Origin of the sequence: Vreelandella zhuhanensis, from assembly GCF_009793355.1 — a bacterium.
Classification (GTDB): Bacteria; Pseudomonadota; Gammaproteobacteria; order Pseudomonadales; family Halomonadaceae; genus Vreelandella; species Vreelandella zhuhanensis.
Genome location: NZ_WTKP01000007.1, coordinates 24255 through 43867 on the forward strand (window position 1 = coordinate 24255; position 19613 = coordinate 43867).

A 19613-nucleotide genomic window follows, 5' to 3' on the forward strand; every position below is an offset into this window, starting at 1 on the left:
TGGGAGTACAATTGCAACGTATTTACGAACGTTTCGCGTTACCATGGAAAGCAACATTTCTCTCGTACAGTCGAGCCGATTTCACTATGAATAGCCAACTGAATCTCTCCGCTGTCGAGCATCTTGCGTCAGGCCAGGCGCCGGTACTCGCCATGCACAACATTCGTCATGCTTATGGCCAGCACGTTGCCCTGGAAGACATCAGTCTGGAAATGCAGCCGGGGGAGGTGGTTTGCCTACTCGGCCCTTCGGGGTGTGGCAAGACCACTTTGTTACGTATCGTTGCTGGTCTTGAGGTGCTGCAACAGGGCAGCATGGCCTTCAATGGCACCACTATCAGTGCTCCCGGTATGGCGCATGTGCCGCCGGAAAAGCGCAACGTGGGTTTGGCATTCCAGGATTCAGCGTTATTTCCTCACCTTACTGTGCTCGAGAACATTACCTTCGGCCTCAAGTCCATGCCCGGGCGTGAGCGTCGTCGGCGCGGTATGGAGCTACTCGAGCAGCTGGGCATGAAGCAGTTTGCCTCCACCTATCCGCACACCCTTTCAGGGGGGCAGCAGCAGCGTATTGCGTTGGCCCGGGCATTGGCGCCGGAGCCGCAGTTGATGCTGCTGGATGAGCCGTTTTCAAGTCTGGATGCGCGGCTGCGCGATCGCATCCGCGACGATACGCTGCACTTGTTAAAGAAGGTAGGAGCGGGTGCGCTGTTGGTGACTCACGACCCCGAAGAAGCCATGTTCATGGCCGACCGCATCGCCCTGATGCACGAAGGGCATGTCCTGCAGATGGGAACGCCCCGCGAGCTTTACTGTGCGCCCCAGCATCCTTTCGTGGTGTCCTTCTTCGGCGACGTCAATGATCTGGAAGGCGAAGTGAAGAATGGAGCGGTGGAAACCCCGGTCGGGTCGGTGGCGGCCCCGGGGTTAGAAGAAGGCTGTCGCGTGCAAGTGATGATCCGCCCCGAAGCGCTAAATATAATCGAGCTTGACGAGCCGGCGCTGCATCGGCGTAGCCACATCATCATGGCCAAATTGCTGGGTCGCACCAGTTTGTTACATATCTGTGCCCACGATATACAGGGCCATGAGGCGCACCTGCATGCCCGGATGCCCGGGGTTTTTCTTCCCGCAGAAGGACAGCCGGTTTCGATTCAACTGGATCCTTCACAGGTGTTTATCTTTCCTCTCGACCTGGCCGCTTCCAGGGCGTGAGCGGCGCATGGCCACACTCAGCAGAATGACCGGAATGATACCCACCGCCACAATGGTCAATGAGGCGGTGGAGGCTTCGGCAAGCCGTTCATCCGCGGCCAGGTTGTGAGCACGCACCGCCAATGTATCGAAGTTGAAAGGCCGCAGAATAATCGTTGCCGGCAGCTCCTTCATGACATCGACGAATACCAAAATTCCGGCGGCCAATAGACTGCCGCGCATGATGGGGGTATGCACTCGGCGCAGGGTGCCACCCGGCGTTTGGCCCAAGGTTCGTGAGGCCGCATCCATACTGGGAGTTACCTTGCCCAGACTGGCTTCCAGTGTATTGAACGAGACGGCCAAAAAGCGCACTACGTAGGCATACACCAGAATAAAGGCGGAGCCACTGAATACCAGCCCGGCAATGATGCCATAATGCTCACGCAAGAAACTATTGAGCTGATCATCCAGCCAAGCGAAAGGGATCAAGATGCCTACCGCGACGACCGAGCCGGGCACGGCATACCCCATGGCCGCAATGCGAGTGGCACTGCGCGTTACCGGGCCGGGATGAAGGCGTACCCCATAGCTCAGGATAAGCGCTAAGCCGACGGCCACTGCTGCGGCTACTGTTGCCAACACCAGGCTGTTAGCGGCAAATTCAAGAAACTGTGTGCCAAACAGTCTGTCACCCTGGCGCACGGCAAGGTGACCCAGAAGGCCACTGGGGATCAGAAAGCCGATCAATATTGGCAAGCTGCAGGCGCTAAAAGCGGCAAGGCTGCGCCAACCGTCGAGCTGGTATTCAGGTAGTTGCTGATAGCGGCTTGATGTATGAAAGTAACGCCGCTTGCCTCGCGACCAGCGCTCCAATAGCACAAGTACAATGATGAACGCCAGCAGGCAGGCGGCCAGCTGGGCGGCAGCTACTTGTTCGCCCATGCCGAACCAGGTGCGATAGATCCCGGTGGTAAAGGTATCCACGCCAAAGTATTGCACCGCGCCGAATTCGTTGAGTGTCTCCATCAGTACCAGCGAAACCCCGCCGACAATCGCCGGGCGCGCCAAGGGCAATGCGACGCTGCTGAATAGCCGCCAAGGGCCGCGTCCCAAGGTTCGTCCCACATCCAGAACGCAGACCGATTGTTCGAGAAAAGCGACCCGCGCCAGCATATAGACATACGGATAAAGCACTAGCGTGATCAGCGTGGCCGCACCCCCCAGCGAACGGATATTGGGAAAGTAGTAATCGTCCCGACCCCATTCGAAGACCGCTCGCAACCAGCTTTGCAACGGCCCGGCATACTGCAGAAAATCGGTGTAGGCATAAGCAATGACATAGGTCGGCACCGCTAACGGCAGCAATAAGGCCCATTCGAAAAGTCGACGCCCTGGAAAACGGCACATCACCACCAGCCAGGCGGTGCCGGTACCGATCACGAAAGTGCCCATGCCCACCGTTACCACCAGAAAAAGGGTATTGCTCAGATAGCGACCCAGGACGGTACTGGCGAGGTGCTGCCAGATCCCATCGGTGGGCATGAAAATATGCGCAAGTACCGTTATCACCGGCAGGGCTACGATCATGGCAATGACAATGGTCAAAGCGCTCCAGGCATTGAAGCGCAGGGATAATCGTCGAGTAAGTGATGGGCGTCGTAGAGCGGCTGAACGGGCCAAGCGATAACTCCTTCCGGTAGGTAGGGCGAAAACCAGCTGAATGTAATTGGATGGCGGATGAGAATAGTATCACTCAGTGTCTATGCCTGCAGCCTGTGTCAGGCCTATGAACGCAACCTGGACCATGAACCACAATGCCCGCCGCTTTTCAGCGGCGGGCATTGTGGTTATTAATCCCTGCTCATCAACTCGGATGGGGCCAACCCAAAGAAAACAATCAACCCAGCAAGATGGCCGGCAAACCGGTAATCAACCAGGGGAAGAAGGCCATCAACAGGCATGCCAGGATGATCAAGGCCACGAACGGAATCACCGCCTTGTACAGATCGACGATTTCCACCCCGGGCGGTGCCACCCCTTTGAGATAGAACAGGGCGTAGCCGAACGGCGGTGTCAAAAACGAGGTCTGCAGCACCACCGCGACCATCACCACGAACCACAGCATATCGATCCCCATGGCCTCGACGATGGGCAACATGATCGGGAAGCTGAGCAGCACGATGCCGGTCCAGTCGAGGAACATGCCCAGGATGAACACCAGAAACAGCATCAGGATCAAGGCCCCGGTGGTGCCACCGGGCATGGCCAGCACCAGGTCGCTGATTACGCTCATGCCACCACCGCGGGAGAACACCCCGGTGAAGGCCGTGGCCCCGACTAGGACCAGCATGACCATGGTGGTGGTCTTGCTGGCATCGATCAGGGTGTTGTAGCAGGTCTTGAGTTTGCGGTCGCCAAAGATCATGAACAGCAGAAAGGCGATGAATACCCCGATGGCCGAGGCTTCCGTGGCCGTGGCCACCCCGGTGAACAAGGCTCCCAATACCCCGAGGATCAATGCCATGGGCGGCAGAACATACTTGAACAGCATGATCAGCAGTTCGCCGGTGCTGGTCTGGGCGCGTTCTTCCGCCGGCACCTTCGGGCCGTACTCGGGCTTGATGTAGCAGATGATCAGCACATAGAGCGCGTACATCACCCCCAGCATCAACCCCGGCACCAAGGCCCCCGCAAATAGCGCCCCTACCGAGACCGGCGAGTAGCTGGCCATCAGGATCAGCATGATGCTGGGCGGAATCAGGATGCCCAGACAGCCGCTGGCCATGATTACCCCGGCACTCAGCTCCTTGTTGTAGCCATACTTGAGCATCGGCACCAGGGCGATCATGCCCATCACGGCTATCGAGGCGCCCACGATGCCGGTGGTTGCGGCCAGCAGCACCGACACGATGACCACCGTCAATGCCAAGCCGCCCCGCAGGTTGGCGAGCAACAGGCGCATGGCATCGAACATCTTCTCGGTCACACCCGAGTCGTTCAGAAACCGCGCCATCAACACGAACAGCGGGATCGCCACCAGCACGTAGTTATCCATGGCATTGCCATAGATGTTGTTGATCAGGGTGCCCATCACATTCAGGCCAGGACCCACAAGGGCGCCGATCACCGCGACACCGCCTAGCACAAACGCCAGGGGATGGCCCATGAACAGCCCCACCATCAACCCGGCGAACATCACCAGGGTGAGCATTTCCGGACTTAAATTCATGCCCGTTCCTCCCGCAGTTGCTGAATAGCCCGGATTAAGATCGCGATGCCTTGCAGCAGGATCAGTACCGCCGCCACGAAGATGACGCCTTTAATCGGGTAAACCGGGATCGCGACCATGCCATAGGTGGTTTCACCACGGCTGAACGAACGCATGAAGAAACTCCAGCCGAGACTTATCAGCATCCACATGAAGGGCACGAAGAAGATCAGGTAGCCGATGATGTCTAAAATCGCTTGCTTTTTGCGTGAGAGTAACCGTTTGACCACGTCGACCTCGACGTGAGCATGGTGGCGCAGTCCGTAGGCCGCCATCAGCATGAAATGCGCCCCGAACAGCATCTTGGTGACGTCGAAAGCCCAGTCGCTGGGGCGACCGGTGAAGAAGCGCAATGCAATATCGTAAAGGACTATGAGTGCGATAATCGCAATCAGCGGCGCAATGATTCGCCCGAACACTTCATTGAGCGTATCGATCGCCTTGGCAATTGCATTCATGGAGGAACTCCGCAATCAATACGAAAAAACCGCCCCGATGCCAGGCATCGAGGCGGCGTTGAGCGCCTTACAGGCAGGCTTCGATTTCTTCCAGTGAGGGCAGGTTGTCGATGGTACGGCTCATGTTGAACGGCGCGGAAATATCACGCCAGTTAGCATAATGCTCCATGTAACTGACCATGGAATGATAAACCTTGGCATGCATCGGATCTTCACAGGCACCGCGAACGATCACTTCATTGGTGATGTCCTGAATGCGTGCCAGGTCATCGTCAGAGAACTGGTTGATTTCGACACCGGCTTCCTGGAACTTGATGGTGCCTTCGGTGGAACCCCGTTCGGACCAGGCAAGCGACCAGGCCATGGTGGCTTCGGCAGCGATCTTCAGCTTGTCTTGAGTCTCTTCGGAAAGTGCGTCCCAGGCATCCTTGTTGATCATCACACCGAAGACACTGGCGGACTGGTGCCAGCCCGGCGTGGCCCAGTATTCAGCCACTTCAGCAAAGCCGGCTTCGTAGTCGACGCCCGGTGTGGAAAATTCACCGGCATCGATCACGCCGCGCTCGATGGCCTGATAGACTTCACCGCCGGCGAGGGTGACCTGTGAGCCGCCGAGTTCTTCCAGAACGCGCCCTTGATCACGTCCGGAAAGGCGGATGCGCTTGCCGTCGAGGTCGGCCAGACTTTCGATGGGGGTACGTCCCATGAAACCGGATTCGTTATTGGTGATCCCGTACGGCAGGTAGACCATGTTGTAGTTGCCGTAGACTTCCTGATAGAGGTCGAAACCACCCCATTGTTGAATCCAGTTCAGGTAATCCACGCCGTTGAACAGGCTGGTGGTAGTGGCCAGCGGAGAAAAGGCCGGGCTGCGGCCGGCCCAGTAACCGGGCCAATCACCCGCGGCTTCAATGCTGCCGGTTTGGGTGGCATCAAACACCTCGGTGCCGGGCACCAGAGTGCCGCCGGCACGGAAGTTGATTTCCAGCTCGTCACCGGCCAGCTTGTTGACCAACTCTGCCCAGTGGCGATCGATTTCGATCAGCGCCAGGTTGTCCGGCCAGGTGGTAGTCATGGTCCAGCGTTCCTGAGCCTGGGCGGTTGTGGAGAGGGCGGCAAGGGCGATACCGGCAGCGAGGCCGGTGAAGGCAAATTGGGTTGTCTTCTTCATGGCATATTTCCTGGTGTTTGGCTTGTGAAATTGTTGGTCTTGATCATCGGGAAACAGGAAGGTGCAGTTGACGTGCACGTCAGGCGAAGCCTTGCCTAATCGGTCAACTGCCGCTTCAAACTAGCATATTTCAACCGTTGCGGCGCAATATCAGTAAGAGGTGTTTAAACTCTTGGTTAGTGAATGTTGCTAATTTTAATTATTATTTAATTCAATGTGTTGTGATTTTTATTGGTGTGTTCCAGGCATCGGGGCAGGAATCGAAAACCGTTGAAAAGCAGGCGGTTTTAATACCAAAGTTGTAAATAAAACGCCTATTTGAAGGAACATGCATGCCGCATTTCTCTCCCAGCGAAATCTCAAAGCGTGCCGTCGGCCTGGTGGTTCGCCATGCATGTCGGCTGGAACGGCGAGGCTGGCGTAATCTGGTGTGGTTGCGTGGCGATGCAGCTGACTGCCATCGGCTCGCCCTGGCGTTATGGCAAGCGCATTCCTGGCAAGCGCCTCTCTGGGTGGGAGACCCCGCGCCAGTTATTGAAGCTATCAGCCCACGCCAGGCACGCACGCGGCTAGGCGCCGAGCATGGGCTGGTCATCATCGACGCGGTAAGCCAAGGCAATGGGTTTGACCCGGACGCCCTGGGTGCGCTTTCCGGCACCCTGCAAGCCGGAGGGCTATTGGTGCTGATGACGCCGATTGACTGGGGCGAAACGCCGGATGCCGACTATGCTCGATTTGCCGATTACCCCCATGCCTGGTACTCGTTATCAGCCAATTATCTGAAGCGTTTGGCGCAGCAGCTGCATCGCTCCAACCAGGTGGTGGATTGGCAGGCTCACCAATATCCGCGTTTGCCCCGGCTTTCGGCAAGGTCGAAGCCTGCAACGCTAGGTGAACGCGATCAAGCTCTAGCCACTGAGTGCGTGACGCCTGACCAGGCAGCGGTGGTGCAGCAACTGACCCATCTGCGTCGCCGCCGACCGCTTGTGATCACCGCCGACCGTGGACGCGGCAAGAGTGCGGCCCTGGGAATTGCCAGCGCCCACCTGCTGCAATCCGGTGTGGCATTGGTGGTGCTCAGCGCGCCTCGCCCGAGTGCCGTCGAAGCGGTATTTGCCCGGTTGCAAGTGCTGTGTCCGCAAGGCCTGCGTGATGGCTTACGCTTTGTGCTTCCCGGGGCCGGTGAGGTTCGCTTCGTCGCGCCGGATGCCCTGACGCGCCAGGTGGTGGAAAATAGCCTGGGCGGCAAGGGCAGCTATCTACTGGTCGATGAAGCCGCCGCGATTCCCGCTGCCTTGCTTGGTACTTGGTTGGAAGCCTTTCCACGCATCGCTTTTGCCACCACGATTCATGGCTATGAAGGCTCGGGGCGTGGTTTTGCGTTGCGCTTTCGCGCCCAACTGGACCAACGTACCCCCGATTGGCGTCAAATCGAGATGCAGACGCCGGTGCGCTGGACAAGCGGGGACCCCTTGGAAGAAGTCACGTCGTCGCTTCTATTGCTCGACGCCCAGCCGGGGCCGGTATCCTCTCAACCGGCTGAGGTGGTCTCGCTAGCGCGAGCGGAGCTGGCGCACGACGAGCCTCGCTTGCGAGCGGTATTCGGCCTGCTGGTGCAGGCGCACTATCGCACCACGCCCAGCGATCTGCGTCAGTTGCTGGATGGCCCCGGTACGCGGTTGCAGGTAGTCAAGGCGAAGGGTTTTTTGCCACAGGCGGTGCTGGTCACCCGGGATGAGGGCGGATTCGATAGTGAGATGGCGGACCGGGTAGCACGGGGCGAACGACGCCCCCAAGGCCATTTGCTGGCGCAGTCGCTTGCCGCCCATGCCGGTTCTCGCGAGGCGGTAATGCGGCGCTGGCGGCGAGTGACGCGTATCGCCACGCACCCAGAGCGCCGCCGTGAAGGCTTGGGCCGGGCATTGATCGAAGCGGATATTCCGCTGGCGCGAGCGCAAGGCCGTGAAATTTACGGTGCCACCTTTGGTGCCGACCCTGATCTGCTGGCCTTCTGGCGTGCGCTAGGTTTCACTCCGCTGCGCCTGGGCTTGAAGCGGGATACGACTACCGGAGAGCATGCGCTGATGGTGGCGCAAGGGCTTACTGCGCAAGGAAGCGCCTTGGTTGAGCAGCTACGCCAGCGTTTCCATGCGGCCCTGCCTGGGTTGCTCGCCTTTGAACTGACCAATTTGCCGGCCGCGGTGGCGACCGCCTTGCTCGCCGACCTGCCGAAACCCATCGTCTCGGAGGCGATACGTCAGGACCTTGAGGATGTGGCCTTCGCCCAGCGTGAACCGGCCCTGGCGCGACCGGCGATTCAGGCATTGGTATTGCATGGGTGCCAACGGCCGTTGGCCGCAGCGGACCAGCAACGTTGTCGGCAATTGGCGGGCTGGGCCTTCCAGGGCTGGGCGCTGGACAAAGCACGGCGCACGGCAACCCTTGAGTTGCGGCAGGCGGTGGCTGCGCTGCTGCACGCCGAGGTACTTTGATCGGCGAAATCAAAAAGATCGGCATCGCTGGAACGGTGCCGATCTTCTAAGAAGCTCTATCTCAAAAAGCTCTACCCCAGGTAGGCGTTGAGCATCCAGACGGTCTTTTCCTGTTCGCGGATATAGTCTCCGGCCTGGGAAGCGGTGCCTTCGTCATCGGCATCCGACGCCAGCGACAGAACGTCACGCTGTAGTTCGATCAAGGTCTGGTAGCCCTTGAGAATGCCTCGCACGCAGGCTTCGCCATCATGTACGTCCTTGGCTTCCTGGATGTCGGCCATCGTCACGTAATCGCTGTAGGCGTGTACCGGTGTATGACCCAGGGTCAGGATGCGCTCGGCGACTTCATCCACCTTGGTCAACAGATCGGTGTAGAGTTCTTCGAACTTGGTGTGCAATTCGAAGAAGTGGGAGCCTTTCACGTTCCAGTGATAGCCACGCACGTTCATGTAAAAGATCTGATAGTTCGCCAGAAGGTGATTGAGCTTTTCAGCGAGCTGGCTGGCGTTGCCTTCGTGCAAACCGATGCTGTTGGTCTCTGTCATGGAATATCTCCTTGTCTGGTGCGCTCATTTTGAGCGCTCGCCCACGCTTTAGGGTAAAGCGCTGCGCGAAAGAGGAAAAGTAACTTCTACTTATCGTTGCGATAGCGCTGCGCCATTAGTCTCTTTCACCCTAAATGCTGACGGTGGCTTGATTTTTCAAGGTCGAAGGTTTTTCAAGGTCGAAGGTTTTTCAAGGTCGAAGTGCTGAGCTTGCCTGCCACAGCCGAATCACGTTCTCGCAGCGGTCGGCGAGGAGTTCGGGGGTATGGCGTAGCGCCTGTTCCAGAGACATGGGACCGTCCGCCAGGGCAAAGGCGGCAGTGACCCCTTCTTCCAGACAGGCATGCCAGTTATCTCCCAGGCTTCCGGCCAGTACCACCACCGGTTTGGCGTGCTGCCGGGCCAGGCGTGCCACGCCGATGGGTGTCTTGCCGGAAAGGCTCTGGCCGTCCAGGCGGCCTTCGCCGGTAATCACCAGGTCCGCCCGGGATAGGTGCTGGGTAAAATGGGTCTGTGCCATGATCATCTCGATACCCGGGCGCAATTTGGCCTGTAGAAAGGCATGGGCGGCAAAGCCCATCCCGCCGGCGGCACCGGCACCGGCTAGCGCACGGTAATCCTTGCCCAAGGTTGTGGCGCAAATAGTGGCAAAATGCTCGAGCGACTGGTCCAGAATGGCGACATCCTGTGCAGTGGCGCCTTTTTGCGGGCCGAATACCACGCTCGCGCCACGTTCGCCCAGCAAGGGATTGTCCACATCCACCGCTGCCTCCATGCTCAATTGAAAGAGCCTGGGGTCCAGCTGGGTAATATCCAGGCTCGCCAAGTGGGCAAGTGCCTTTCCTCCGAGAGGCAATGGCTGTCCTTGGTCATCCAGCAAACGAGCCCCCAGGGCGCTAAGCATGCCGGCACCGGCATCGTTGGTGGCACTGCCGCCCAGCAAGAGCAAAAGCCGCTGTGCACCTTGATCGAGAGCTGCGCGTATCAGTTCGCCGGTGCCGAAGGAAGATGTGTGTCCGGCATCGCGTTCTTGCGGCGCAAGGTGCTGGAGTCCATTGGCTTCAGCCAGCTCGATAAAGGCGGTATGCTGCTCGGCAAGCCAGCCCCAGGCGGCCTCGATGGGGCGACCCAGAGCATCTTGTACCGTTGTCAGGCGTCGCTGGGCGCTAGTGGCGGCAATCAAGGCCTCAAGGCTCCCCTCGCCACCATCGGCCAGGGGGCAGGAAACCACTGTGGCATCAGGGGCAGCCCGCAGCACGCCGCGAGCCATGGCCGCAGTAGCCGCCTGGGCACTCAGGGCGTCCTTGTAACTGTCCGGACAAAGCAGGATATTCATGGGCACGATCTCCGCAAACGGCTGTCACTGAGGCATAGCATGGTGAGCTTAACGCGAACCGGTGGCGCCGGACCAGGCAAGCCGCTTTACAGAGGATTCCCAATGCAGTGGAAACTACTCAGTATGGTCGGGGTGCTAGGGCTGGCAGGCTGCCAGGTAGTGCCGGACCGCTTGCCGCAGGCAGAACCCGGCCCGGACCCGGCTTGCCATTTCGTGAGCGAGGCCGCCGACCCCTTGGCGGCCGGGGTGGAAGTGTTGACCGAATGGGGGTTCTCGCTGGATGCGTCGGATGCCGACCTTGGTCTGGTCAGTGCCAGCCGTAGCAGTGAACTGCTGGCCTATGATCCCTGGCAAGACCTCAATGGCTGGTATGGAGGAGGCACTCGGGTTTTCGGAAGTATCGGGTTGGGCAGCCGGGGAGGCTTTTCCACAGGGGTCATGCTGGGCTACGGAGGTATCGGACAGCAGCCCACGGAAGTGGAGCGGGTAACGCTACTGGTCGATGAAAATGAGGTGCGGGTGTCACGCGATATTCGCCGCTTCGATCAGCTTGGGGAGCTGCGCGAAGCGCGCAGTGCCAGCGATGCTGGTTTCTGTCAGCGTCTGGATCAAGCCATGGCAGCGTTTTCTCAAGAGCCTTCCCAAGGGCTTTCTCAAGAGCCTTCTCAAAAACAGGAAGCTGCGCCATGAGTTGCCGTCTGCTAGCGGGTGGTTTATTGCTGGTCATGTTGGCGGGCTGTGCCGCCACATCGCCTGTGCCTCCGAGTGAAATGACACTTTCGGCACCCGCCGAAACGACATTGCGTCAGGCGGTTGAGCTGCTGGTGGAACAGGGCTACGTGATTCGGCATGCCGACCTTGCACTGGGGCGCGCGGAAGCGTCGTTGGCACGCTGGCCGGAATATCGCGTGACACTTCAGGTGATCGAACAAGGCGAGAATGCTAGCCTCATCCGGGTAATGGCGCAACGGGGTGGAAAGCCTCTGCCCGCCTACTTGCTTGACCCTTGGTTAGCCAGCCTTCAGGCCAAGATGGGGCTGGCTCACTGAATTTTATCGCTGCAATGAGATTAACTAACAAACAACCAGGTGAGGCTGATCGTAAGATGAGGCTAACAAGACCTTTGCGTGTCGGTGGGTGGAAAGGCGCTGCGTTATTGCTGTTGGGCATGCTGAGCGCCAATGTAAGCGCTCACCCTCATGGGTGGATAGACCTGAGCGTGCGGGTGATGACCGATGAACAAGGCCGGGTGGAAGGGCTGCGTCAAACCTGGCGGATGGACCCTTTTTATAGCTTGGTGGTACTCGAAGAACTTCAGCAGGTAGAAGGCGACAACCTGGATGCCGCCCTGGATCAACTCGGGCATGAGATTCGCGACAATCTGGCAACCCAGGGCTACTTCACCGAGGTTTATCTCAATGACGAGCTGCAAGGGTTGGGTGAGGTCACCGATTATACCGTGATGGAGCGCGACGGGCGGGTCAGTTTCATGTTCATCCTGCCGTTACAGACGTCGCAGCCCCTAACCGGAAGCGTCCTGCGCTACCAGGTGTTTGACCCGAGCTATTACCTGGAAGTGGTGCATGAAGCCGATCAAGGTGAACCGTTGGAGAGCGCCCTGGTCCTGAACGGTGAACAGCAGTGCCGGCTAGATATTCTTCCCGCCGACCCTGATCCGGAACGCGTCATGAAGGCAGCCATGCTGGATGCCGATGAGCAGGCGACACCGGGGCTGGGGCGCCACTTTGCGGAAACCGGCGAGGTGGCATGTCCGTGAACCGTCATCAAGCTCTCGTGCTCATCGTCCTGGTGGCTGTACTGGGAACGCTGGTTTATTGGGTGACCCAAGGTGGTTTCCAGACGTCCAGTTATCAGCTTCTGGCCTGGCAGCGTGAACTTCACCGTGGCTTGACGTTGGCTATCACCGAGCTTTCCCGAGAGCCTTCAAGTGCGGCTTGGACGACGTTGTTGGGAGTGAGCTTCGGCTATGGTGTCTTTCATGCGGCAGGGCCGGGGCACGGCAAGGCAGTGCTGGCAACATACCTGGCCACGCATGGCGGTGCGGTGCGTAGAGCACTGGGGTTGTCATTCGCTGCTTCCCTGCTTCAGGGTGTCACCGCCATCGCCCTGGTAATGGTGCTGGTACATGGACTCGGCTGGGTGACGCGCCAGGCCATGGGAAGTGTCGCCTGGGTCGAGCAGGGAAGTTTTCTGTTGGTAGCGGGGCTTGGCTTGTGGTTATGCTGGCGTGCCGTCAGGCAATTGCACCGGGCCTATCGCCACTCAGCTGATACTCACGACCACGACCACGACCACGACCACGACGACAATAGCCATTGCTGTGGCGGGGCGCACCATATCGAGCCTTCCCAGGCGTTGGACTGGCGTACCGCCCTGATGACGGTGGGTGCCATCGGCATGCGGCCTTGCTCGGGAGCGGTACTGATGCTGGGGGCGGCAAGCTTGCTTGGGCAGTTTGCGGTGGGAGTTGCGGCGGTGTTGGTCATGTCGCTGGGGACTGCCCTGACCGTTTCCGCCTTGGCATTAGCCAGTGTGGTGGCGCGGGGCTGGGCACAAAAACGCTTGGCACGTCAGAGCAGTCAACAAGGGCTTCAGCAGATCACTGGCTGGGCCGCCTTGAGCGGCGGACTAATCATTGCCGCCTTGGGAATTTCCTTGAGCGTTGCGGGCGTCACGCAACCCGCCGGTGGTGGGCCCTTGCTCAATGAGCCGCAGCCCCGTACTAGCCTGCTTAGCGGTCAGGACGGTTGAGAGTCGAGCTGCAATCCTTCGATCTGAGCCAGTAGATGGTCGCGCATGGCGGCCAGTCCGTTCTTGCCGTAAGGTTCCGCGCTACCCTGCCCCCATACCGGGGCGGGCCAGGCAGCGTCATCCTTGCGCCGTATGACCACATGCACATGCAGTTGCTCGACGACATTACCCAGGGTGGCGATATTGAGTTTATCCCCGTGACAATCGGCCTTCATGACTTCGCCGATGGCGGTGGCTTCACGCCACAGTTGGCGCTGATCCTCTTCACAAAGCTCGAAGACTTCCCTGACAGCGGGGCGCCGGGGTACTAGGATAATCCATGGAAAGCGGACATCATCCATCAGTAATACCCGACACAGCGGAAGCTCGGTCACGGGGAATGTATCGGCTTGCAGGCGTTCATCCAGTTCCAGATCGTTCATGGAGGTTCCTTATCGCGAGAAGATGATTTTTATCATAGCAGGCTTGCTGCAACACGGGAGTAGGCTGGATAAAAGCGGTTGAGAAAGCTAAGCAAAACCGCGAAATGCTGTTACGCTGAAGCACATAAGTTTCCTTATGTCTTGTTCTATGGTTAAGGAGAATCACAATGAAAAAGCTACTCGCAATGAGCTTTATCTTATTGTTGTCCGCCGGTGTTCTGACAGGTTGCAACACCATTGAAGGGGCGGGACAGGATGTGCAAGAAGGTGGACAAGCTTTGGAAGAAGCGGCCGAGTAATACGATATGCCTGGCAAAAATTGATTAAAAGATAAGACGGGGTAAGCAGAAATGCTTGCCCCGTTGCCTTTAACGTCTCGAAAAGGGAGCTGCCCGATGGTCATTCCACGCAAGGTCGCGTTACAAACCGCCGGAGCAGGGTTGGCGCTGATACTGACTGCTTGCACGACAGCGCAAATGCCTCCGGCACCTTCGGCACCCAAGCCCGCCCCGCTTGAGGAGAGCGCCGCAGCAGAGCAGGAGCCATGTGATACCGAGGCGGTACAGGACGAGATAGGCCGCACCTTCAGCGAGAACGATGCACAAGGGATCAAGCAGCAAAGCGGTGCCAATCAAGTGCGGGTGCTGCGTCCAGGCGAGGCCGCTACCATGGACCATCGCCCCGACCGCCTTAATATTCATCTCAACGAGCGAGACGAGATAATCCAACTGCGCTGTGGCTAGCTTCGCCGATAAATGAACATTGTACTCAGGTGCGTTTCCTTGCTTAGTGCTCAGGGTTGGATGGTGGCCGCCTATCGCAACGCTCTAGCTGCAAGGTCTGGTTTCAGTCGTAGCGTTCCTTCCAGCGCTGGCGGCGAACCTGATCCTTGAGCATTTCCAGTACCTCAACCACCACCTGTTCGGATACCTTGGCGCTATGGTCATTGACCCGCAGCCAGGTGTCGAAGCCGTTGTCCGCCACGCCTTCGACAAGGGCGTTGAACTCGCGAGAATGAATCCCGAGCGCTATTTCATCGACCAGCCGGCGGGCGATACCGCTCAACGATTCATTCATTGCCTGGGTGATTTGATGCCCCATGGGCAAGCGGCTCAGACGCTGAATTTCCGGACTCTCGCGCAGGGTACGCCCGACCACTTCAGTGATGTAGGTCATGATGTCCTGGCGATTGCGCTGATAGGTGCCACCCACCATGTCTTCAAGTCGCTGGGCAATTTCATGGATGAGCTGCTGTTTGCGAGGCCTCACCACACGTTCGATGAGCTGTTCGGTCAGAGAATCGCTGGCTTGCACCTGATGTTTCACATCGTCGAGCAGGCGCAGGGCGATACGGTCGGAAAGTTCTTCCAGCAGTATCTCGTAATACTTGGCAAGAAAGGCGTAAATGCCCCACTGTTCGACGTGGATCCATCCCAGCCGCTGTAAGCGATAGAGCAGCGATACCACCCGCAAGATACGCAACAGGCGAAAACCGCCCAAGGGGATACAGCCCAGGACGTCGTACCAGTGAACGAAGGGGTAAAAAAACCAACGGTGATAGCGCCGTTCGACGATGGCAACTGCCCAGCCCAACAGTACGTCGGCAACGAAAATGGCCACGAATGCCAAGTCGATACGCATGAAATTGGCATGGATGTTTTGGGCATAGAAGGCATGAAAATCAGGCGCCATACGTTCCAGTCCATCACTCACGTAATCCAACAAAAATAATGAATCAAACAGAAGTAGGCACAGGTTGATCACGACCGCGGCCAGGATCAGCATATCCCAGGCCAGATGAACATATTCCACGTTCTTGGGGAGCCTACGCGACGTGGCTGGAGCCGTCATGGATGCTTCTCGTCCAGGTAATAGGAACTTTCGCGCGCAGCGCAAGGCGAGTGGTTAACTGCCATTGGCATTACTCCTGATGAGTGTGGGAAGGCTTGTTATCGTCGTGGTGAGCCGGTTTGGTTTTACTGGCGTGCCACGGCAACTGGCCTTCTATCTCGATATGCAAGGTGAAACCCAGGAAGGCACGCACCAGAACGACCGCTGCCAACGTCGCCACTTGCGAACCGGTGTTGGCGATGATCACCGTCTTGATTAGATCGCCTGCGATCAGAAAGTCCAGGCCTATCAGAAGCGACCTTCCCACTGCATGGCGATAGCCAAGATAAGCCTGGTGGGTACTGCCTTTTACCTTGGGGTTTCGCAGGAAGCGGTAGGTGGCGAAAATAAAACCGGCCACGATAACCACTACCCCGGCCACTTCTACGCCCAAGGCAACGAAGTCGATGATGGTGATGAAATGTTCCATGCATGTCTCGCCTTTGAGTGATTGAAACAAACTCATTTAACAGAATGGCGATGTTTGCCGTATTCAGCAAAATATCCGGCCGCAGCCGGAATGATCAATATTATTTCAGATACTACATTTTTCAGGTGCTAGCGTTTATGGAGAAGGCTACTCCTTGGCAAGACGCTGCGTTTCATAATGCTGTTCATGCGTGCGGCGGGCCTCTACTTCGGCCTGTTTGCGTAGTTTCTTGCGAAGGGTGGCCTTGTCGAAACGTAGCTTTTGCAGCGATGTTTCCAATTTGAGCGGAGGGACTTCAGCAGGAGTACCATTCTCATCCACAGCGACCATGCTCAAATAACAGCTATTGGTATGGCGTATCACCTTGTTACGGATGTCTTCAGCAAGCACCTTGATGCCGATTTCCATCGACGAGCGCCCCACATGGTTGACCGAGGCCAGAAAGGTGACCAGCTCGCCAACGTGAATCGGTTGCTTGAACAATACCTGGTCCACTGAAAGCGTGACCACATAACTGCCCGAGTAGCGACTGGCACAGGCGTAGGCAACTTCATCGAGCTTCTTGAGAATGGCGCCACCATGCACCTTGCCGCTGAAATTAGCCATATCCGGCGTCATCAATACGGTCATGCTCAGTTCGTGCTGACATAGGAGGTCATTGTTATACACGGCCATGGGCTCCAGACGTGAGGGGTATCACTTTCATAATTTCAGCAAAACGCTCGTCCAAGGTTACAACACCTGAGACGAGCGTAACCATGCAAAGAAGAAATTTAGAACCAGGTCAGACCGATACTGATAATCGCTCCGGTAATGAATAGCTGAATCAGACAGAAACCCATGATGTCCTTGGCCTTGAGGCCGGCAATAGCAAGTACCGGCAATGCCCAGAAAGGCTGCAGCAGGTTGGTCCAGGCATCGCCCCAAGCCACTGCCATGGCGATGCGGGGGATATCGGCACCCAAGGCTTCAGCGGCAGGGAGCATAACCGGGGCTTGCACCGCCCATTGGCCGCCACCGGAAGGCACGAACAGATTGACGATACCGGCACTCAAGAACGACCAGAACGGCAGTGACGTCTCGGTAGCGAAGGAAATCAGCCATTCCGACATGCTCTGGGCCAAGCCGGATTGAACCATGATCGCCATGATGCCGGCGTAAAAAGGGAACTGGATGACGATGCCGGCACCGCCCTTGATCGCCTCGTTGAGACTATTGAGCAGGCTGCGTGGGGTACGGTGCAGCACAAGGGCCAGGAACAGGAAGAGAAAGTTGACGATGTTCAAGTTCAAGCCGCCGCCACGCAGCAGAAAATGATCGAGCAGGAACAAGAGCCCCGGTATCCCGATCATCCATGCCAGCGGCACGCTGTTTTCAAGCTTTTCCGCCGGGCGAGTAGCGCGTCCTGGGACTTCGATCTGGTCGTCGAGGAGCTTGGGGTCGATATAGACGCTATCTTTCTCGTCGGGCAGCATCATCCGGTTGACCAGGGGGATGGCGATAAACAAGCACACCACGATGGCCAGGTTGAAGAAGGCGAAGATGGTCGAGCCGGTGCTGATAATGCCGATCTGGTCGGCGGTGAAGTGGCCGTCGGTCGCAATCACCAGCGGAATGGAGCCTGCAAGCCCGCCATGCCACACCACAAAGCCGGAATAGGCGCTCGCCACCAGCAGGCGATAATCCACACGTACCAGGCGAGCCAGTTCCTTGGCGAACAGGGCACCTACCACCAGACCGAACCCCCAGTTGATCCAGCTGGCAGCCAGCGACACCAGCGTCACCAGCAAGATGGCGTTACCTGCATTGGTGGCCTTGCCGGCAATGCGCTGAAGAATACGCTTGATTGGCGGGGAGCTGGCGAGCATGAAGCCGGTGATCAACACCAGCAGCATCTGCATCGAGAAGGTCAAGAGGTTCCAGAAGCCGTCACCCCAAAAACGTAATACAGCGAGCGGCGTTTGACGCTCGACGGCGATCGCCGCCACGGCGGCAACCAAGGTAAGTAGCAACACGAAGATATAAGGGTCAGGCAGGTAGCGCTCCACCAACTTGACCGCAGGTTTCGAGATCATTTTAAGCATGAAATGCTCACTTTTATTGGGTTATAGAAGACGCGTCGCTAATATACGGATGATCAGAGGGTGTTTCACCCGGTTAGTGGAGGTTTCAGGGTAGTTGATGCCATGCTCGACTAACGTTAGCTCAGTTTTTAGAGCTCTCCTATAACCCAGCTTCGTTGGGTCGCCAGCACGAGCGACGATAATGCAGGTAATAACTCACCAATACTACCGAGCGCACCAGTGTGAAAAGTGTGAAGGCGAGCCATAGGCCGTGATTGCCAAGGCCTGCAGTCAACCACCAGACCGGTAGGTAGACCGCCAGCCCGATGAAGATACTGTTACGCATTTCACGTACGGCGGTCGCGCCGATGAACACTCCGTCGAGTAAATAGCTCCATACCGCAATCAGCGGCATGGCTACCATCCAGGGTAAGTAGATGGCTGCTGTGGCGCGCACCTCGGGCAAGCCGGTGAGCAGGGCAATCAGTGCATTGCCTCCCAAGGCGAAGGCGATGGCGGCCCCGACCGCCGTGAGCAGCGAAAAGCGTGCCGCCGCGCGCACGGTGACCGAAAACTCCTGCCAGTGACGGCGGCCGTAGGCACGTCCGACCAGCGACTCCGCTGCATGGGCAAAGCCATCCAGGGCATAGGAAATGAGCATGATGAACTGCATCAACACCGCATTGGCTGCCAGGATGGTATCGCCCTGGCTTGCCCCCTGAGCGGTGAAGAACGCCATGGCGAACAGAAGTCCCAAGGTACGCACGAAGAGATTGGCATTGACCTGAAAAAGCTCTCGGTAAGCCGACAAGCGGGCGAGACGTTCGCGCAGAAATCGCCCCTCCAGCCGCTTGAGCCGACTAACGATCAACCAGCCCCCGGCTACCAGCGCCGTATAGTCGGCGATAACGCTGGCCCAGGCCACGCCGTTGCTGGTCATGCCCAGCCCGACCACGAACAGCAGGTCGAGAAGAATGTTCACGCTGTTGGTGAGTACCAGCAGAATCAATATCACCCGGGAATTCTGCTGACCCAGAAACCAGCCGATGATGGCATAGTTGGCCAGCACCGCAGGTGCCGAAAGAAGTCGGATCTGGGCATAGTTGCGGGCCAAGGTGGTGGCAGTTTCACTGCCGCCCAACAGCCATAATCCCAGTTGAATCAGGGGCTGCGAGAAGACGATCAACAGCACTCCGATGACGCCCGCCAGCAGTAACGACTGTCCCAGCAGATTGCGTACATCGTCATCGCTTTCGCGGCCGACCGCCTGGGCCACTAGGCCTGTGGTGCCCATACGCAGGAAACCAAATCCCCAGTAAAGGAAGCTGAACAGTGTCGCGCCCAAGGTAACCCCGGCCAGGTAGCTTGAATCCGGCAAATGGCCGACCACGGCAGTATCTACCAGCCCTAACAGGGGCACGGTAATGTTGGAGATGATGATCGGCCAAGCCAGCGTCCAGATGCGGGGGCGGGAAAAGGTGGTTACCGGCAAGGCGATGTCTCGTCTGGCGAAGGGGAACAAAAACGCCCCGTTGGCAGGCGGGGCGTCAGCACTGAGCTATCTACAGGC

The 19613-nt window shown here is 57.9% G+C and carries 20 protein-coding genes; 8 read left to right on the plus strand and 12 right to left on the minus strand.

From position 1 onward, the window contains the following. Positions 1 to 86: 86 nt before the first annotated feature. Positions 87 to 1214, plus strand: coding sequence for an ABC transporter ATP-binding protein (locus GPM19_RS10600; protein WP_160419018.1), 1128 nt, complete (start codon positions 87 to 89; stop codon positions 1212 to 1214). On the opposite strand, the gene GPM19_RS10605 is transcribed toward GPM19_RS10600, so the two are convergent. From GPM19_RS10605 to dctP, 4 genes are all read right to left on the minus strand, one after another. After that, on the minus strand, positions 1167 to 2783 hold the full coding sequence (locus GPM19_RS10605) for an ABC transporter permease (protein WP_160419186.1): 1617 nt from the start codon (positions 2781 to 2783) through the stop codon (positions 1167 to 1169). The two genes, GPM19_RS10600 and GPM19_RS10605, sit on opposite strands and share 48 nt — an antisense overlap. A gap of 310 nt (positions 2784 to 3093) precedes the next feature. Continuing rightward, positions 3094 to 4425: a TRAP transporter large permease gene (locus tag GPM19_RS10610; RefSeq protein ID WP_160419019.1), complete on the minus strand. Its 1332-nt coding sequence runs from the start codon at positions 4423 to 4425 to the stop codon at positions 3094 to 3096. Then, positions 4422 to 4922 carry a TRAP transporter small permease subunit gene (locus GPM19_RS10615; RefSeq protein ID WP_160419020.1) on the minus strand — a complete coding sequence of 167 codons (501 nt, stop codon included), beginning with the start codon at positions 4920 to 4922 and terminating at the stop codon, positions 4422 to 4424. Before GPM19_RS10615 ends, GPM19_RS10610 begins: the two co-directional genes overlap by 4 nt. Positions 4923 to 4989: 67 nt before the next feature. Next, a complete protein-coding gene (dctP, locus tag GPM19_RS10620; RefSeq protein WP_160419021.1) occupies positions 4990 to 6093 on the minus strand; it encodes a TRAP transporter substrate-binding protein DctP in 1104 nt (367 codons plus the stop codon). Positions 6094 to 6425: 332 nt separating this feature from the next. On the opposite strand from dctP, the gene GPM19_RS10625 reads away from it, so the two are divergent. Then, positions 6426 to 8585: a tRNA(Met) cytidine acetyltransferase TmcA gene (locus GPM19_RS10625; RefSeq protein ID WP_160419022.1), complete on the plus strand. Its 2160-nt coding sequence runs from the start codon at positions 6426 to 6428 to the stop codon at positions 8583 to 8585. 71 nt (positions 8586 to 8656) lie between these two features. Here the strand turns inward: GPM19_RS10625 and GPM19_RS10630 are convergent, their stop codons facing one another. Together GPM19_RS10630 and GPM19_RS10635 are read right to left on the minus strand one after the other, a co-directional pair. Continuing rightward, entirely contained in the window at positions 8657 to 9130 is a 474-nt protein-coding gene (locus tag GPM19_RS10630; RefSeq protein ID WP_160419023.1) for a Dps family protein, read from the minus strand. Positions 9131 to 9320: 190 nt separating this feature from the next. Further along, positions 9321 to 10466 (minus strand): glycerate kinase, encoded by a 1146-nt coding sequence (locus GPM19_RS10635; RefSeq protein WP_160419024.1) that lies wholly within the window; start codon positions 10464 to 10466, stop codon positions 9321 to 9323. A 102-nt stretch (positions 10467 to 10568) separates the two neighbouring features. Here GPM19_RS10635 and GPM19_RS10640 point away from each other — a divergent pair, with 102 nt between their 5' ends. Genes GPM19_RS10640 through GPM19_RS10655 form a run of 4 tightly spaced genes read left to right on the plus strand, consistent with a single transcriptional unit; the run spans position 10569 to position 13238 of the window. Further along, on the plus strand, positions 10569 to 11156 hold the full coding sequence (locus GPM19_RS10640) for a hypothetical protein (protein ID WP_202114802.1): 588 nt from the start codon (positions 10569 to 10571) through the stop codon (positions 11154 to 11156). Then, positions 11153 to 11515: a hypothetical protein gene (locus GPM19_RS10645; RefSeq protein ID WP_160419025.1), complete on the plus strand. Its 363-nt coding sequence runs from the start codon at positions 11153 to 11155 to the stop codon at positions 11513 to 11515. The genes GPM19_RS10640 and GPM19_RS10645 overlap by 4 nt, the downstream gene beginning before the upstream one ends. Positions 11516 to 11571: 56 nt before the next feature. Continuing rightward, entirely contained in the window at positions 11572 to 12243 is a 672-nt protein-coding gene (locus GPM19_RS10650; protein ID WP_227842362.1) for a DUF1007 family protein, read from the plus strand. Next, entirely contained in the window at positions 12234 to 13238 is a 1005-nt protein-coding gene (locus GPM19_RS10655) for a nickel/cobalt transporter (RefSeq protein WP_160419027.1), read from the plus strand. The genes GPM19_RS10650 and GPM19_RS10655 overlap by 10 nt, the downstream gene beginning before the upstream one ends. On the opposite strand, the gene GPM19_RS10660 is transcribed toward GPM19_RS10655, so the two are convergent. After that, on the minus strand, positions 13226 to 13660 hold the full coding sequence (locus GPM19_RS10660; protein WP_160419028.1) for an HIT domain-containing protein: 435 nt from the start codon (positions 13658 to 13660) through the stop codon (positions 13226 to 13228). The two genes, GPM19_RS10655 and GPM19_RS10660, sit on opposite strands and share 13 nt — an antisense overlap. A 167-nt stretch (positions 13661 to 13827) precedes the next feature. Between GPM19_RS10660 and GPM19_RS10665 the strand changes: the two genes are divergently transcribed. Continuing rightward, a complete protein-coding gene (locus GPM19_RS10665; RefSeq protein ID WP_160419029.1) occupies positions 13828 to 13959 on the plus strand; it encodes an entericidin A/B family lipoprotein in 132 nt (43 codons plus the stop codon). Positions 13960 to 14055: 96 nt separating this feature from the next. Beyond that, the gene (locus GPM19_RS10670) at positions 14056 to 14403 is read left to right on the plus strand and encodes an I78 family peptidase inhibitor (protein ID WP_160419030.1); all 348 of its coding nucleotides are present in this window, start codon (positions 14056 to 14058) and stop codon (positions 14401 to 14403) included. A 103-nt stretch (positions 14404 to 14506) separates the two neighbouring features. Here the strand turns inward: GPM19_RS10670 and GPM19_RS10675 are convergent, their stop codons facing one another. From GPM19_RS10675 to GPM19_RS10695, 5 genes are all read right to left on the minus strand, one after another. Next, complete coding sequence (locus GPM19_RS10675) at positions 14507 to 15511, minus strand: ion transporter (RefSeq protein WP_160419031.1); 1005 nt, start codon at positions 15509 to 15511, stop codon at positions 14507 to 14509. A 70-nt stretch (positions 15512 to 15581) separates the two neighbouring features. Continuing rightward, the gene (locus GPM19_RS10680) at positions 15582 to 15980 is read right to left on the minus strand and encodes a DUF1622 domain-containing protein (protein WP_160419032.1); all 399 of its coding nucleotides are present in this window, start codon (positions 15978 to 15980) and stop codon (positions 15582 to 15584) included. 147 nt (positions 15981 to 16127) lie between these two features. Continuing rightward, positions 16128 to 16610, minus strand: a complete 483-nt coding sequence (locus GPM19_RS10685) for an acyl-CoA thioesterase (RefSeq protein WP_227842363.1) — start codon at positions 16608 to 16610, stop codon at positions 16128 to 16130. A gap of 143 nt (positions 16611 to 16753) precedes the next feature. Beyond that, complete coding sequence (locus GPM19_RS10690; protein ID WP_160419034.1) at positions 16754 to 18064, minus strand: short-chain fatty acid transporter; 1311 nt, start codon at positions 18062 to 18064, stop codon at positions 16754 to 16756. A 139-nt stretch (positions 18065 to 18203) separates the two neighbouring features. Next, complete coding sequence (locus GPM19_RS10695) at positions 18204 to 19535, minus strand: MATE family efflux transporter (RefSeq protein ID WP_160419035.1); 1332 nt, start codon at positions 19533 to 19535, stop codon at positions 18204 to 18206. Positions 19536 to 19613 lie beyond the last annotated feature (78 nt).

Coding starts and splice junctions, on each gene's coding strand:
- GPM19_RS10675 (WP_160419031.1), bottom strand. CDS start 15,511: ATGACGGCTCCAGCCACGTCGCGTAGGCTCCCCAAGAACGTGGAATAT.
- GPM19_RS10685 (WP_227842363.1), bottom strand. CDS start 16,610: ATGACCGTATTGATGACGCCGGATATGGCTAATTTCAGCGGCAAGGTG.
- GPM19_RS10610 (WP_160419019.1), bottom strand. CDS start 4,425: ATGAATTTAAGTCCGGAAATGCTCACCCTGGTGATGTTCGCCGGGTTG.
- GPM19_RS10615 (WP_160419020.1), bottom strand. CDS start 4,922: ATGAATGCAATTGCCAAGGCGATCGATACGCTCAATGAAGTGTTCGGG.
- GPM19_RS10650 (WP_227842362.1), top strand. CDS start 11,572: ATGAGGCTAACAAGACCTTTGCGTGTCGGTGGGTGGAAAGGCGCTGCG.
- GPM19_RS10625 (WP_160419022.1), top strand. CDS start 6,426: ATGCCGCATTTCTCTCCCAGCGAAATCTCAAAGCGTGCCGTCGGCCTG.
- GPM19_RS10660 (WP_160419028.1), bottom strand. CDS start 13,660: ATGAACGATCTGGAACTGGATGAACGCCTGCAAGCCGATACATTCCCC.
- GPM19_RS10680 (WP_160419032.1), bottom strand. CDS start 15,980: ATGGAACATTTCATCACCATCATCGACTTCGTTGCCTTGGGCGTAGAA.
- GPM19_RS10655 (WP_160419027.1), top strand. CDS start 12,234: ATGTCCGTGAACCGTCATCAAGCTCTCGTGCTCATCGTCCTGGTGGCT.
- GPM19_RS10665 (WP_160419029.1), top strand. CDS start 13,828: ATGAAAAAGCTACTCGCAATGAGCTTTATCTTATTGTTGTCCGCCGGT.
- GPM19_RS10645 (WP_160419025.1), top strand. CDS start 11,153: ATGAGTTGCCGTCTGCTAGCGGGTGGTTTATTGCTGGTCATGTTGGCG.
- GPM19_RS10690 (WP_160419034.1), bottom strand. CDS start 18,064: ATGCTTAAAATGATCTCGAAACCTGCGGTCAAGTTGGTGGAGCGCTAC.
- GPM19_RS10670 (WP_160419030.1), top strand. CDS start 14,056: ATGGTCATTCCACGCAAGGTCGCGTTACAAACCGCCGGAGCAGGGTTG.
- GPM19_RS10600 (WP_160419018.1), top strand. CDS start 87: ATGAATAGCCAACTGAATCTCTCCGCTGTCGAGCATCTTGCGTCAGGC.
- GPM19_RS10640 (WP_202114802.1), top strand. CDS start 10,569: ATGCAGTGGAAACTACTCAGTATGGTCGGGGTGCTAGGGCTGGCAGGC.
- GPM19_RS10635 (WP_160419024.1), bottom strand. CDS start 10,466: ATGAATATCCTGCTTTGTCCGGACAGTTACAAGGACGCCCTGAGTGCC.
- GPM19_RS10605 (WP_160419186.1), bottom strand. CDS start 2,783: ATGATCGTAGCCCTGCCGGTGATAACGGTACTTGCGCATATTTTCATG.
- dctP (WP_160419021.1), bottom strand. CDS start 6,093: ATGAAGAAGACAACCCAATTTGCCTTCACCGGCCTCGCTGCCGGTATC.
- GPM19_RS10630 (WP_160419023.1), bottom strand. CDS start 9,130: ATGACAGAGACCAACAGCATCGGTTTGCACGAAGGCAACGCCAGCCAG.